At 73.0% G+C, this 13,684-nt stretch carries 13 protein-coding genes; 7 read left to right on the top strand and 6 right to left on the bottom strand.

The window, feature by feature from the left end; translation table 11 throughout:
• Window positions 1–17: 17 nt before the first annotated feature.
• From AB0N29_RS18240 to AB0N29_RS18250, 3 genes are read left to right on the top strand one after another with little or no spacing between them, the layout of a single operon-like run.
• On the top strand, window positions 18–587 hold the full coding sequence (locus tag AB0N29_RS18240) for a DUF1003 domain-containing protein (RefSeq protein WP_302271702.1): 570 nt from the start codon (window positions 18–20) through the stop codon (window positions 585–587).
• An 11-nt stretch (window positions 588–598) separates the two neighbouring features.
• Entirely contained in the window at window positions 599–1,762 is a 1,164-nt protein-coding gene (locus tag AB0N29_RS18245; RefSeq protein ID WP_364868914.1) for a P-loop NTPase, read from the top strand.
• A gap of 3 nt (window positions 1,763–1,765) precedes the next feature.
• The gene (locus AB0N29_RS18250) at window positions 1,766–2,101 is read left to right on the top strand and encodes a sec-independent translocase (protein WP_302267654.1); all 336 of its coding nucleotides are present in this window, start codon (window positions 1,766–1,768) and stop codon (window positions 2,099–2,101) included.
• 11 nt (window positions 2,102–2,112) lie between these two features.
• Here the strand turns inward: AB0N29_RS18250 and AB0N29_RS18255 are convergent, their stop codons facing one another.
• Window positions 2,113–2,652: a hypothetical protein gene (locus AB0N29_RS18255; RefSeq protein WP_364868917.1), complete on the bottom strand. Its 540-nt coding sequence runs from the start codon at window positions 2,650–2,652 to the stop codon at window positions 2,113–2,115.
• 247 nt (window positions 2,653–2,899) lie between these two features.
• On the opposite strand from AB0N29_RS18255, the gene AB0N29_RS18260 reads away from it, so the two are divergent.
• Entirely contained in the window at window positions 2,900–3,184 is a 285-nt protein-coding gene (locus tag AB0N29_RS18260; RefSeq protein WP_302267657.1) for a GlsB/YeaQ/YmgE family stress response membrane protein, read from the top strand.
• 53 nt (window positions 3,185–3,237) lie between these two features.
• On the opposite strand, the gene AB0N29_RS18265 is transcribed toward AB0N29_RS18260, so the two are convergent.
• Complete coding sequence (locus AB0N29_RS18265) at window positions 3,238–4,242, bottom strand: cytochrome d ubiquinol oxidase subunit II (protein WP_364868921.1); 1,005 nt, start codon at window positions 4,240–4,242, stop codon at window positions 3,238–3,240.
• Entirely contained in the window at window positions 4,242–5,684 is a 1,443-nt protein-coding gene (locus AB0N29_RS18270; protein WP_364868923.1) for a cytochrome ubiquinol oxidase subunit I, read from the bottom strand. Before AB0N29_RS18270 ends, AB0N29_RS18265 begins: the two co-directional genes overlap by 1 nt.
• Before the next feature lie 138 nt (window positions 5,685–5,822).
• Here AB0N29_RS18270 and AB0N29_RS18275 point away from each other — a divergent pair, with 138 nt between their 5' ends.
• Window positions 5,823–7,607, top strand: coding sequence for a peptidoglycan recognition protein (locus tag AB0N29_RS18275; RefSeq protein ID WP_364868926.1), 1,785 nt, complete (start codon window positions 5,823–5,825; stop codon window positions 7,605–7,607).
• 114 nt (window positions 7,608–7,721) lie between these two features.
• Here the strand turns inward: AB0N29_RS18275 and AB0N29_RS18280 are convergent, their stop codons facing one another.
• Window positions 7,722–7,850: a hypothetical protein gene (locus AB0N29_RS18280; RefSeq protein WP_302267665.1), complete on the bottom strand. Its 129-nt coding sequence runs from the start codon at window positions 7,848–7,850 to the stop codon at window positions 7,722–7,724.
• Between the two features lie 196 nt (window positions 7,851–8,046).
• On the opposite strand from AB0N29_RS18280, the gene AB0N29_RS18285 reads away from it, so the two are divergent.
• Together AB0N29_RS18285 and AB0N29_RS18290 are read left to right on the top strand one after the other, a co-directional pair.
• Entirely contained in the window at window positions 8,047–8,709 is a 663-nt protein-coding gene (locus tag AB0N29_RS18285) for a LysM domain-containing protein (protein ID WP_364868930.1), read from the top strand.
• On the top strand, window positions 8,706–9,245 hold the full coding sequence (locus AB0N29_RS18290; RefSeq protein ID WP_302267668.1) for an Rv3235 family protein: 540 nt from the start codon (window positions 8,706–8,708) through the stop codon (window positions 9,243–9,245). Before AB0N29_RS18285 ends, AB0N29_RS18290 begins: the two co-directional genes overlap by 4 nt.
• A 257-nt stretch (window positions 9,246–9,502) precedes the next feature.
• On the opposite strand, the gene secA is transcribed toward AB0N29_RS18290, so the two are convergent.
• A complete protein-coding gene (secA, locus tag AB0N29_RS18295; RefSeq protein ID WP_364868933.1) occupies window positions 9,503–12,328 on the bottom strand; it encodes a preprotein translocase subunit SecA in 2,826 nt (941 codons plus the stop codon).
• A gap of 72 nt (window positions 12,329–12,400) precedes the next feature.
• The gene (locus tag AB0N29_RS18300) at window positions 12,401–13,618 is read right to left on the bottom strand and encodes a crosslink repair DNA glycosylase YcaQ family protein (protein WP_302267670.1); all 1,218 of its coding nucleotides are present in this window, start codon (window positions 13,616–13,618) and stop codon (window positions 12,401–12,403) included.
• Window positions 13,619–13,684 lie beyond the last annotated feature (66 nt).

Raw genomic sequence — 13,684 nt, forward strand, 5'->3', positions numbered from 1 at the left:
AGCGCGCCACCAGCCGGCTGGACACGCCCCGCGAGGTCCGGCGCCGCTCCTTCTTCACCCGGCGCCCGTCGTACGACGCGGACACGTTCGGGGTCTTCGCCGAGCAGTTCGCCCGGTTCATGGGCACCGCCCGGTTCCTCATCTACATGACGGGGTTCGTGATCGCGTGGGTGCTGTGGAACAGCCTGGCGCCCGAGGACTGGCGCTACGACCCCTACGCCTTCATCTTCCTGACGCTGATGCTCAGCCTCCAGGCGTCGTACGCCGCACCGCTGATCCTGCTGGCCCAGAACCGGCAGGAGCAGCGCGACAAGGTGATCGCCGAGCAGGACCGCCAGGCCAACGCCCGCGCGCACGCCGACATGGAGTTCCTCGCCCGCGAGGTCGCCTCGCTGCGGATGTCGGTCGGCGAGATGGCCACCCGCGACTTCCTGCGCTCGGAGCTGCGGGCGCTGCTCCAGGAGCTCGACGAGCGGGCCGAGGCGGGGGCGCTGGACCGTGCCGACGAGCACGCCGACCGGCGCCAGGCGCGTGAGGCTCGTCCCACCCCTGCTCCGGATGACGGGTCCGGCACACCCGCGACCTAGACTCGGACATCATGAGCACCGGGCTTGTCGACAAGGTCAACGCAGCTCTCGCGACGGTCAACGACCCCGAGATCAAGCGGCCGATCACCGAGCTGGGCATGGTCGACTCCGTCGAGGTCGACGGCGCGGGCCTCGCCCGGGTCCACGTCCTCCTCACGGTCGCCGGCTGCCCGCTGAAGGACACCATCAACCGCGACGTCACCGCCGCGGTCGGCCAGGTCCCCGGGATCACCGGCGTGGACCTCTCCCTGGGCGTCATGACGCCCGAGCAGCGCGCCGGCCTCAAGGACGTCCTCAGCGACGGCAAGGCGCAGCGCGAGATCCCCTTCGCCCAGCCCGGCAACCTCACCAAGGTCTTCGCGATCGCCAGCGGCAAGGGCGGCGTCGGCAAGTCCTCAGTGACCGTGAACCTGGCGCTGGCCATGGCCGGCCAGGGCATGAAGGTCGGCATCGTCGACGCCGACATCTACGGCCACTCGGTGCCGGCGATGCTGGGCGTCGCGGACTCGCGACCGACCCAGGTCGAGGACCTGATCATGCCGGTCCCCACCGCCAGCGGCGTCTCGGTCATCTCCATCGGGATGCTCAAGCCGCGCCGCGACCAGGTCGTCGCCTGGCGTGGCCCGATGCTGGACCGCGCCCTGGTCCAGATGCTCGCCGACGTCTACTGGGGCGACCTCGACGTCCTCCTGCTCGACCTGCCGCCGGGCACCGGCGACGTGGCCATCTCGCTGGGCCAGCACCTGCCCGGCGCTGAGGTGGTCGTCGTGACGACCCCGCAGGAGGCCGCCGCCGAGGTCGCCGAGCGCGCCGGCACGATGGCCTCGATGATGCACCAGCGCGTCGTGGGCGTCGTCGAGAACATGAGCTACCTCCCCTGCCCGCACTGCACCCCCGAGGGCAAGGAGCACCGCCTCGAGGTGTTCGGCGCCGGCGGTGGCGACCGGGTGGCCGAGACGCTGTCGTCCCGCTTCGGGTACGACGTGCCCGTGCTGGGCCGGATCCCGCTCGACATCTCGCTGCGCGAGGGCGGTGACGTCGGCAAGCCGATCGTCGAGGCGGACCCGACCGCCCCGGCCGCGCGTCAGCTGCTCCAGGTGGCCTCGACGCTCTCCGGCCGCGGCCGCGGCCTGGCCGGCATGCAGCTGGGGCTCACGCCTGCCGCTAGGTTCTGACCTGTGTTCGGGGTCGGGCTGCCGGAGTTCGCGGTCATCGCGTTCGTCGCTGTGCTCGTGTTCGGCCCCGACCGGCTGCCCGACCTGGCCAAGCAGGCCGGTCAGTTCCTCCGCAAGGCCAAGCAGTTCGCCAACTCCGCGCGTGACGAGCTGCGCAGCGAGCTCGGCCCGGAGTACGCCGACCTCGAGCTGCGCGACCTCGACCCCCGCGCGATCGTGCGCAAGCACGTGATGGAGGCGATGGCCGACGCCGAGGAGGAGGCCGCCCGTCCCAAGCGCCGCGGCCTGCGCCCGCTGGTCGACGGCGAGGTCCCGCCGTACGACGTCGACGCCACCTGACCCCTCCCGGATCAGTCCTCGCGGCTCTGGACCGCGGCGACCGCGGCCGTCGCCACCAGGACCGCGCGCCCGGACGCGCCGGTGCGCACCTCGACGAAGTCGGCGCCGACCCGGCCCAGGGTGCCGTCGTGGCCGGACCCGTCGACCACGCGCACCACGCACCGCTCCCCCGCGTCGGCGAGGCGGCGCAGCGCCGAGGTGATCCCGAGCCGGGACGTGACGGGCCACGCCACCTCCGGGACCGACCGCGCCGAGGCCCCGTGGACCGCGGTCACGGCCGGCAGGTGGACCACCCAGTCCTGGGCGGGTGCCCGCAGGTGGCACCAGCCGGTGCCCACGCGCTCGAGCGTCCCGGCGAGCAGGCCCGCGCCGCGCACCTCGAGGGCGAGGTCGGTGTCGAGGGAGGCGACGAGCCGCGAGGCGAGCGTCACCTGCTGGTACTCCGCCCGGCTGCGGTCGGCCAGCTCGGCGGCGCGCTCGAGGTCGTACGCCGCCTCCGCCTGCTGCTCCAGGTCGTCGAGGACGGCGAACAGCTCGCGCTCCCAGCCCATGCCGGCGCACGTTAGCCGCCCTGCGCACCCGGCGGGCGGAACCGTCCCCTGGGCGCGGGCCGCACGGGCACGCACACACACCGGCGACGCGGCCCCGGAGCCGGGTCCCCGCGCGCGGGCGGAGCGGTGAGCACGGTCACGCGCCACCCGCAGAGGGCTGACCTGCACCGATGCCGGGTACCGGGTCGACACGGCGCTCACCGCGCCTTTCCCCCGCACGGCATTCCCTGCATCGAAGGAGACACCCATGGAGATCGTGGGCATCATCATCGCCGGTCTGATCATCGGCCTGCTCGGCAAGCTCGTCGCCCCCGGCGACAAGGACAACATCCCGCTGTGGCTCACGGTGCTCTGCGGCATCGGCGGCGTCCTGATCGGCCTGGGCGTCTACCAGGCCTTCGGCGGCAACGGCTCCAACGGCATCGACTGGACCCGCTGGATCGTCTCCATCGCGATCGCCGCGGTGCTCGTGGTCCTGGCCTCGACGCTGACCGGTCGCAACAAGACGCACGGCCGCGCCGCGCACCGCTGACCCAGCGCTGCACGAGCAGCACGCACCACGCCGGAGGCGTGGTCACCCCCGGGCTAGTGCTCGGGGCGTGACCACGCCTCCGTCTGCGTGAGGCGGAAGAGGTAGGCCAGCGCCGGCAGCACGATCACCGCCGCGAGGCCCACCGCCACCAGCAGCGCCTGCAGCGTCGCGTCCGCGCCGGCCGCCTCGGCGATGGTGAGCTGGTCGACCAGGATCCACGGGTACTGTCCGACGCCCCAGCCGGAGACCACCGCGGCGACCGCGACGACGGCCGTCACGCGCGCCAGGCCGAACCTGCGGCGCGCCAGCAGCACCAGCGTCGCGATCCCGGCGAGCGCCGAGGCCACTACCAGCGGCGCCGCCTGGGTCTCCAGGCCGTCGGCCAGCGTCGGCGCGTCCCGCTCGAGCGGCACGAGCGCCGCGAGCACCACCGCCCCGGTGACCACGCCGACCCCGATCGTGCGGCGCCGCAGCTGCTCGGCGAGCCGCTCGTGCCCGCCGCGGGCGGCGTCGGAGCACAGGAAGCACCCGGCCAGGAAGGCGCAGGTGCCGATCGCGATCACCCCGCCGAACGCCGAGGTGGGGTTGAGCCAGGAGCTCCACAGGTCGCCGCGCCCCTCGGCCGGCACCCGCCCCGAGGCGATCCCCCCGGCCACGGCCCCCAGGAAGAACGGCGTCACCAGCGAGGAGGTCGCGAAGACCGCGCCGAACAGCCGCGCCTGCGCCAGGGACGCGGCGTACTTGCGGAAGGCGAAGCTGGCGCCGCGCAGGACGATGCCGAGCAGCGCGAGCAGCATCGGCAGGATCAGGGTGTTCATGGCGGCGGCGAAGGACTCCGGGAACGCCGTCCACCACGTCACCAGCACGTAGATCAGCCACACGTGGTTGGCCTCCCACACCGGGCCGATGCTGTGGTCGACCAGCGTCCGCAGCTCCGCCCCGCGACGGCTGCCGCCGGCCGTCAGGTCGTAGAAGCCCGACCCGAAGTCGGCTCCGGCGAACACGGCGTACGCCAGCACGCCGACGAACAGCGCCGCGGCGACGGCCACCTCGAGCATCAGTGCACCGCCCCCGCGGTCGGCGTGCCCGAGTCCTCGGAGCCGGGCGGGTCGGGGGCGTAGGGGCTCGGCAGGTCGTCCTCGCCGGCCCGCCAGCGCCGCGCCATCGAGCGCAGCACGACGACCGCGCCGGTGGTCATCGCGACGTACACCACCGCCGTCGCGCCGAGCAGCCACCACAGCCCCGAGTTGTCCCCCGCGGCCTCGGGCGTGCGCATGAAGCCCTGCACGATCCACGGCTGGCGGCCCACCTCGGTGGCGATCCAGCCGGCCTCCATGGCGACCACCGCCAGGACGCCGCCGGTCGCGGCGAACCGGAGGAACCACCGGTTGTCGAGGAGGTCGCGCCCGCGCCAGCGGGCCACCCAGTAGGCGACGGCCGCCAGCGCGAGCAGGGTCCCGATCGCGACCATGACCTGGAAGGCCCAGTGGGTGAGGTTGACCGGCGGGTGGGTGTCGGCCGGGAAGGCGTCGAGCCCGACGACGGGCTCGGTGAGGGAGTTCCGGGCGATGATCGACCCGAGGTAGGGGATGTCGATGGCCCACTTCACCTCGCCGTCGACGAGGAACCCGCCGAGCCGCAGCGGAGAGGGGCTCTCGGTCTCGGTCGCCAGCTCGAAGGCCGCGAGCTTCGCCGGCTGCCACTCCGCCAGCCGACCGCCGAGCAGGTGGCCCACGACCGGCTGGACGACCGCCGAGACGCTCGCGAAGGCGAACGCCACGGTGAAGCCCAGGCGGTGGCGCCGGTCGCGACGGCCGCGGAGCATGCCCACGGCGTAGACCGCGGCGATGGCGAAGCCGGCGACCATGTACGCCGCCACCCACATGTGCAGGAACTGCCAGAAGCCCGCGGGGTTGAACAGCACCGCCCACGGCTCGATGTCGGTGACCTCGCCGTCGACGACGCGGAAGCCGGTGGGGACGTTCATCCAGGCGTTGACCGCGATCACGCAGTAGGTGCCGACCACGCCGGTCACCGCCATCGGCAGGATCATCAGCAGGTGCTGCTTGGCCGGCATCCGGCCCCAGCCGTAGAGGTAGATGCCGAGGAAGATCGCCTCGAGGAAGAACGCCAGGCCCTCGAAGGCGAACGGGAGGCCGAGCACGTCGCCGTAGGTCCCCATCAGGCCGGGCCAGAGCAGGCCCATCTCGAAGCTCAGCACGGTGCCGGAGACCGCGCCGATGGCGAAGAGCACCGCCGACACCTTCGCCCAGCGCTGGGCGAGGGTCAGCGCGTCCTGGTCGCCCCGGCGCAGGCCGATCAGGTGCATCGTGAAGATGATCGCCGGGAAGGCGACGCCGAAGCAGGCCAGGATGATGTGCCAACCCAGCGAGAGCGCCATCTGCTGGCGGGCGGGCAGGAGCCCGGCGGGGTCGGAAGGCTCGGCCGCGAGGGTCGTCAGCGCGTCGGGCAGGGACTGGAGCACGTCGATGGGCACCACACCTCGACGGTAGGCCGGGAGCGCCGGGGAGCGAAGACTTTGTGAATGTTTTCACGAAGTCCTTCGGCGGGGGCCGAGCGACAGGCCCACGATCGCCGGAACGTGATTTCGGGGGCAGGAGTGACGGATGATGTCCGGGTGACGACGACCCGACGCCGCCCGCTCCTCCTGGCCCTCGCCGGGGGAACCGCAGCCGTCGCCGGCATCGGCACGGCAGCCCGCACCGGGCTGATCGGAGGAGGCGGTGACGACGGGCCGCGCGGCGGCCGGTTGGAGCTGAGCGCCGGCAACATGGGCGTGGAGTCCCTCACGCTGCCGCTGGACGACGAGGTGCTGGTCGAGGGAGCACCGGGCACCTCCCCGACCCCCGGCGCGCCCACGGCCCGCCGCGGCACCGGCAAGCTGGCGACCACGACGTACTCGATGGTCGGCTTCACCTGGACCCGGGGGGCGACCGAGCCGACCCTCGAGCTGAGCGTGCGACGCGGGTCCGCCTGGCAGCCCTGGGCGCGCGCCCCGCAGTCGCACGAGTCCCCGGACCCCGGGACCGGCGAGGTCGGCTCCACGGTCGGCAGCGACCTGGTCTGGGTGGGCCCGACCGACGGCATCCGCGTGCGGGTCGTCGGCGAGCGCCCGGCCGACCTCGCGCTCGTGCTGCTCCACCCGACCCCGCTCCCCGGCGACGAGGCCGCGCTCGACGACGCCGACGACTCCGAGGTCCTGCCGCTCGGCCGCACCTCGGCCCGGGCCGCCGCCGGCGTCCCCCGACCCAACATCCGCAACCGCCAGGCCTGGGGCGCGAACGAGGACCTGCGCGACAAGCCGCCGTCGTACATCTCGACGATCCAGCAGGTGCACGTGCACCACACGGTCAACAGCAACACCTACGGCGAGGGCGAGGTGCCGGCGCTCATCCGCGGGATGTACGCGTACCACACCCAGAGCCTGGGCTGGTCCGACCTCGGCTACAACTTCCTCGTCGACCGCTTCGGCCGGGTCTGGACGGGTCGCGCCGGCGGGGCCTCGAAGAACGTCCGCGGCGCCCACACCCTCGGCTTCAACGCCACCTCGGCCGGCATCTCGGTCATCGGCAACTTCGACCAGGTCAAGCCGCCCCAGGCGGTCATCGACGCCATCGCCCGGGTCGCGGCCTGGAAGCTCGACCAGTACGGGCGCGACCCGCTGGGCAGGACCACCGTGCGCAGCGAGGGCAGCGACAAGTACGGCGCGGGGCGGTCGGTGACGCTGCCGGTCATCGACGGCCACCGCGACACCAACGACACCTCCTGCCCCGGCTCGAACCTCTACGCCGCGCTGCCCGCGATCCGGCAGAAGACGAAGAAGCGCATCGACAACTTCCGCGGGCAGGGCTCCGCCGTCACGATCACGGCGCCGTTCACCAGGTCCGGCAAGGTCGTTTTCGGGACCAAGGTCGAGGTCCGGCCAGGGACGTGGACCCCCGCGGGGGCCACCCCCACCTACACCTGGCTGCGCGACGGCAAGCCCATCGGCGGCGCCCGCGGGTCGGACTACAACATCCGCCGGGCCGACATCGGCTCCCGGATCACCTGCCGCGTCGACGTCGCGGCCGAGGGCGCCGCCACCGCGTCGCAGACGGTCTCGTGGCCGGGGCGGGGTCGTGCCGCCACCTCGCTCACCGTCCGGGCCGCCGGCCGCAAGGGACGCGCGCTCATCACGGTGGTGGCCACGGCCGCCGGGCTCGCCGCCGGGCACCCGGCCACCGAGGTCGTCGTACGGGTCGCCGGGAGGACCCAGACGTTCAGGCTGAAGGACGGCCGCGCCTCCGGGCTCGTCCGCGACCTGCCCGCGGGCCGGCACGACGTCAGCGCGGTCGTCCGGTCCACGGCGACCTCCACCCGCGCCACGGCCAGCGACACGACGGTCGTCAAGCCCACCGGCTGAGCCGCCCGACGCACGCCGCAGGCGCACGCGGCAGACGCACGCGGCAGACGCACGCGGCAGACGCACGACCGCCCCGACCGCAGTGCGGTCGGGGCGGTCGTCGTAGGAGCTCCGTCAGCTGTCGGCGGTGCGCCGCGCGTGCACGTGCTGGGGGTTGAACGCCCACAGCGTGTAGGCGTCCAGCGACCGCAGCCACTCACGCGGCGATCCGAGGCTGATCCGAACGGGGGGCGGGATGAGCATGTCTCTCCAGAGGCAGTAGGTCTTCTCGTCCACCCGGCACAACGACCCACCGGGCGTCCGCATGCCCCGGCGTGCGCCCCGATCGCCGTGATGCCGCCCACGCGACCTGTGGACGGGCGGTTGACGCCTGCGGAAAATCGGCGTTGTGTGGTCCATGCGGACGCAAACGGACGCAAACGCAAGGATCGACGCACGAATGGATCTCGGGAAGGACCACACCACACGCGGCTCCGTGCCGCGCTGCCTCCTGGTGGAGGTCGCCGCGACAGCCGCCCTCACCGGGCTCGCCGCGCTGGCGGTCCCCGCCGCCGGGAGCGTCGCAGGCTCCTCGGAGCGCGCGTTCGACGACCTGCTGGTCGGCGCCTGCGCGGTGGTGGCGCTCGTGGCCGCCTCCTGGCTGTGGCTCGTGACGACCGCGGTCGTGGTCGAGGCCCTCCGGGGCGGCGGCCCCGGGTCGGGCGGCCGGGGCGTCCCGCGGGTCGTCCGCGCAGCGGTCCTGGGTGCCTGCGGCGTCGCCCTCGTGGTGCCGTGCGCACCGGCACTGGCCTCGGCGGACCAGCCGCACCCGCTGCACGGGCTGCCGATGCCGGACCGGGCCACCTCGACGGCCGCCTGGATCTCCGGCGCCCTCGCGCACCCGCAGCCCGCGGCGCGGACCCACGTCGTACGTCCCGGGGACACGCTGTGGGGCATCGCCGCGGCGGACGTCTCCCCCGCTGCCGCCCCCGCCGCGGTCACCCGGCGCTGGCACCGCCTCCACGACCTCAACCGGGCCGTCATCGGCGACGACCCGGACCTCATCCGACCCGGCCAGCGGCTGCTGCTGCCGCCGGCCGCTGACCGAGGAGACCGCTCATGACCACACCGCCCCTCGACGCCCAGCGCCGCAACGTCCTGCGCTTCCCGCGCCCGCCCGAGCCGACGAGCGTCCAGGGCACCCTGGCCCTCGACCTGAGCCCGCGGCTCGACCCGCCGCCGGCCCAGGGCCCCGACGGCGCCACGAGCGCCGGGGTGGTCCCGGTCGACCTCCGCCGCCGCAGGGGTCTCGAGCAGTGGTCGCGCCGGTTCGCCCAGGCCGCCGTCGAGATCGTCGGTGGCGACCGCCCGGTCAGCCAGCTGCTGCGGTGGACCTCACCGGAGGTGTACGCCGACCTCGACCGCCGCGCCTGCCTGGTCGCCCGCGCCGGCGGTCACCGCCCGGGCGCCGGCCGCGCACAGCCGGTCGGCCCCAAGGTGCTCAGCGTGCACAGCTGCTTCGTGTCCGCCGTCGTGGTCGAGACCAGCGTGCACGTGCGGTACGGCGAGCGCTCCCGCGCCCTCGCCGTCCGGTTCGAGGAGCGCGCCGGCAAGGGCACCCCGGCCCGCTGGGTCTGCACCGCTCTCGACTTCGCCTGAGTCGCCTGAGCAGGACCGGCCGAGGAACGAGGCCGGTCCGTCGCGAAGGCGGGTCGAGCGGGGCCCGCGAGCGAGGAACGAGCTCGCGACGGCCGGGTCGAGACCCGGTGAGGTGCGCAGGGCCTCGGGCCACAACACGGTCACGGGGCCTCGCCGACGCTCGTCGACGCGCGATGCCCGACCGACGGAAGCGCACGGACGGCGAACGCCGGCCGGTCCTGGGGGGACCGGCCGGCGTTCGTGGGTGCTGAGGCGCCTCAGCCGTTGACGCGCGCGGCGTGCCCGGTGGGGCCGCCCGGTGCGCCGTGGCACTGCTTGTACTTCTTGCCCGAGCCGCAGGGGCACTTGGTGTTGCGGCCGGTGCCGGCGAACTCGTCCTCGTCCTCCTGCTCGACCCGCGTGGCCACCTCGGCCTCGCCGTCGACGGTGGGGGCGGAGTAGGCCAGCTGCTGCGGGCGCTGCGGCGCGTCCAGGCCCTTGGCCCGGATCTGCGGCGCGTGCTCGACCGGGGCCGCGGCGGCGCCGTCGACCTGGCCGACCGGAGACTGCAGGCCCTCGGCGACCGACAGCGTGGGCGCCGGCTCCTCCTCGACCTGGACGTCGAGGTTGAACAGGAAGCCGACGGCCTCCTCCTTGATCCCGTCCATCATCGCGGCGAACATGTCGAAGCCCTCGCGCTGGTACTCCACCAGCGGGTCGCGCTGCGAGTAGGCCCGCAGGTAGATGCCCTCGCGCAGGTAGTCCATCTCGTACAGGTGCTCGCGCCACTTGCGGTCGAGCACCGAGAGCAGCACGCGGCGCTCGAGCTCGCGCATCACCTCCGCGCCGACCTCCGCCTCGCGATGGTCGTACGCCGCGTGCGCGTCCTCGCGGAGCAGCTTGACCAGGTCGTCGCGGTCCAGCGCGGACTTGCCGCCGGCCTCTTCGACGAGCTTCTCGTGGTCCAGCGAGACCGGCCACAGCTGGCCGAGGTCGGTCCAGAGCTGCTCGAGGTCCCACTCCTCGGCGAAGTCGACCAGCGAGCCGGCGACGTACCCCTCGACGACGTCGTCGATGAAGGTCCGGATCTGCTGCTGCAGGTCGGCGCCCTCGAGGACCGCGCGGCGCTCGCCGTAGATGACCTTGCGCTGGCGGTCCATGACGTCGTCGTACTTCAGGACGTTCTTGCGGGACTCGAAGTTCTGCGACTCGACCTGGCCCTGGGCGTTGGCGATCGCGTTCGTAACCCGCTTGTTCTCGATCGGGACGTCGTCGGGGATCTTGAGGACCTGGAGCACCCGGTCGACCCACTCGGACTTGAACAGCCGCATCAGCTCGTCCTGCAGCGACAGGTAGAACCTGGACTCGCCCGGGTCGCCCTGGCGGCCGGAGCGACCACGCAGCTGGTTGTCGATGCGGCGCGACTCGTGGCGCTCGGTGCCGATGACGTAGAGGCCGCCGAGGTCCTTGACCTCGTCGTGCTCGGTCCCGACCTGGCGCTTGATGCGCTCGATCGTCTCGGGCCACGCCTCGTCGTACGCCTCGCCCGTCTCGCCGCCCGGCTCGAGGCCGCGCTTGCGGAGCTCCTGGTCGGCGAGGAACTCCACCGAGCCACCGAGCATGATGTCGGTGCCTCGACCGGCCATGTTGGTCGCGACGGTGACCGCGCCCTTGTGACCGGCCATCGCGACGATCTTGGCCTCGTCGGCGTGGACCTTCGCGTTCAGCACGGTGTGCGGGATGCCGCGGCGCTTGAGCTTCTCGGAGAGGTGCTCGGACTTCTCGACCGAGACGGTGCCGACCAGGATCGGCTGGCCCTTTTCGTTGCGGGTGGCGATGTCCTCCACGACCGCGTCGTACTTCGCCTCCTCGGTCCGGTAGACGAGGTCGGGCTGGTCGATGCGGGCCATCGGCTTGTTGGTCGGGATCGGGACCACGCCGAGCTTGTAGATCTTGTCGAACTCGCTGGCCTCGGTCATCGCCGTGCCGGTCATGCCGGAGAGCTTGTCGTAGAGGCGGAAGTAGTTCTGCAGCGTGACGGTCGCGAGCGTCTGGTACTCCTCGCGGACCTCGACGCCCTCCTTGGCCTCGATCGCCTGGTGCAGGCCGTCGTTGTAGCGGCGGCCGGCGAGCATGCGGCCGGTGTGCTCGTCGACGATGAGCACCTCGCCGCCCTGCACGACGTACTCCTTGTCGCGCCGGAACAGCTCCTTGGCCTTGATGCAGTTGTTCATGAAGGAGATGAGCGGGGTGTTCACCGAGTCGTAGAGGTTCTCGATGCCGAGGTAGTCCTCGACCTTGGTGATGCCCGGCTCGAGCACCGAGATCGTCCGCTTCTTCTCGTCGACCTCGTAGTCGACGTCCTTCTCCAGGCGGCGCGCGATCTTGGCGAACTCGCCGTACCACTTGACCTCGTCCTGGGTGGGACCGCTGATGATCAGCGGGGTCCGCGCCTCGTCGATGAGGATCGAGTCGACCTCGTCGACCACGGCGAAGTTGTGGCCGCGCTGCACGCAGTCCTCCAGCGAGGAGGCCATGTTGTCGCGCAGGTAGTCGAAGCCGAGCTCGTTGTTGGTGCCGTAGGTGATGTCGCAGGCGTACGCCGCGCGCCGCTCCGCCGGGCGCATCTCCGGCAGGATCACCCCGGTCGTGAGACCGAGGAAGTGGTGGATGCGGCCCATCATCTCGGACTGGTACTTGGCCAGGTAGTCGTTGACGGTGACGACGTGGACGCCCTTGCCGGTCAGCGCGTTGAGGTACGCCGGCAGGGTCGCGACCAGCGTCTTGCCCTCACCGGTCTTCATCTCGGCGATGTTGCCCAGGTGCAGCGCCGCGCCACCCATGAGCTGGACGTCGTAGTGGCGCTGGCCGCTGACGCGCTTGGCGGCCTCGCGGACGGTCGCGAACGCCTCCGGCATCAGGTCGTCGAGGGACTCGCCGTCCTCATGGCGCTGCTTGAGCTCGCCGGTCATCGCCTGGAGCTGCTCGTCGGTCATCGCGACGAAGTCGTCCTCGATGGCGTTGACGGCCTTGGCGATGGTCTCCAGCTGGCGCACGATCTTGCCCTCGCCGATGCGGAGGAGCTTGTCGATGATCACGGGCACGGGGGTACAACTCCTAGCGATGGGAAGCCGGACGGGCGGCGCCGCCACTCTACCCAGCGGGTCGAGGCGGCCCTAACCGGATCGGAGCAGCTCCTCCAGCACCGGCGCCAGGTCGCCCCGGGGCTCCACGACGAGCGGCTCGTCGGCGACGAGCCCGAGCCAGCCGGCCAGCCGGCGCAGCTCGAGGACCAGCTCGGGCGCGGTCTCCGGCGGCGCGCCGGGCTCGGCGTACGCCCCGCGCACGAGGAGCCGCCCCGCCGCCCGGTCGGCCTTGAGGTCGACGCGCGCCACCAGGCGGTCGCCGAGCAGGAACGGCAGCACGTAGTAGCCGTGCACCCGCTTGTCGGCCGGCACGTAGATCTCGATGCGGTAGCGGAACCCGAAGATCCGCTCGGTGCGCTCGCGCTCCCACACGACCGGGTCGAAGGGGCTCAGCAGCGCGCGGGCGTCTACCCGGCGCGGCCGGCGGGCGTCGCGGTGGAGGTAGACCGGCCGGTCCCACCCCTCGACGCGGGCCGGGAGCAGCTCGCCGGCCTCGACCAGCTCAGCGACCGCCCGGCGCGTCTCGTCGACGCCCATCCGGTAGTAGTCGCGCAGGCAGGGGGCGCTGGCGACCCCGTGCGAGCGGGCGGCCCGCCGGACCAGCTCGCGCGCCGCCTCCGCGGGCGTCGGCACGGGGCGTGCGAGCACCTCGGCCGGCAGCACCCGCTCGGGCAGGTCGTAGACCGGCTCGAAGGACGGCGTGCGCGCCGCGACGGCCAGCTCACCGGTCATGAACAACAGGTCCAGCGCCTTGCGCGCCTCCGACCAGTTCCAGCCCCAGTGCTCCTTGCTGCGCGGCCCGTCCGCACCCAGGGCCGGCTCCAGCTCGCGGGCCGTCGACGCGCCGCGTGCGCGCACCTCGGCCAGCACGGAGGCGGTGAGCTCCTCGGGCAGGTCGCGCCACCACTTGCCCCGCCGCTCGCGGTAGTCCGCCATCCGGTGCTGCATGTGCGGCCACAGGTCGACCGGCATGAACGCCTGGACGTGCGCCCAGTACTCCACCACGCGCCGCGGCCGCTGCTCCGCCGCCCGGCGGAGCAGCTCGGTGTCGTACGGCCCCATGCGCGAGTAGAGCGGCACGTAGTGCGCCCGCTGCAGCACGTTGACGGAGTCGACCTGCAGCACGCCGGTGCGCTCCAGGGTGCGGGTGAACGTCCGCATGGTCGGCACGGTGTGGCGCGGGTCCAGGAACCCCTGCGCCGCCAGCGCCACTCGCCGGGCCTGCGCGCGGGACAGGTGCTCGGTCACGCGTTGGAGGGTAGGGCCCGCCGCCGACGCCTGCCTTCCCGGCGCTGCGGGCGCGGTCGCTGGAGT

This window comes from Nocardioides sp. NPDC092400 (genome assembly GCF_040684155.1).
In the GTDB taxonomy this organism is placed as follows: domain Bacteria; phylum Actinomycetota; class Actinomycetes; order Propionibacteriales; family Nocardioidaceae; genus Nocardioides.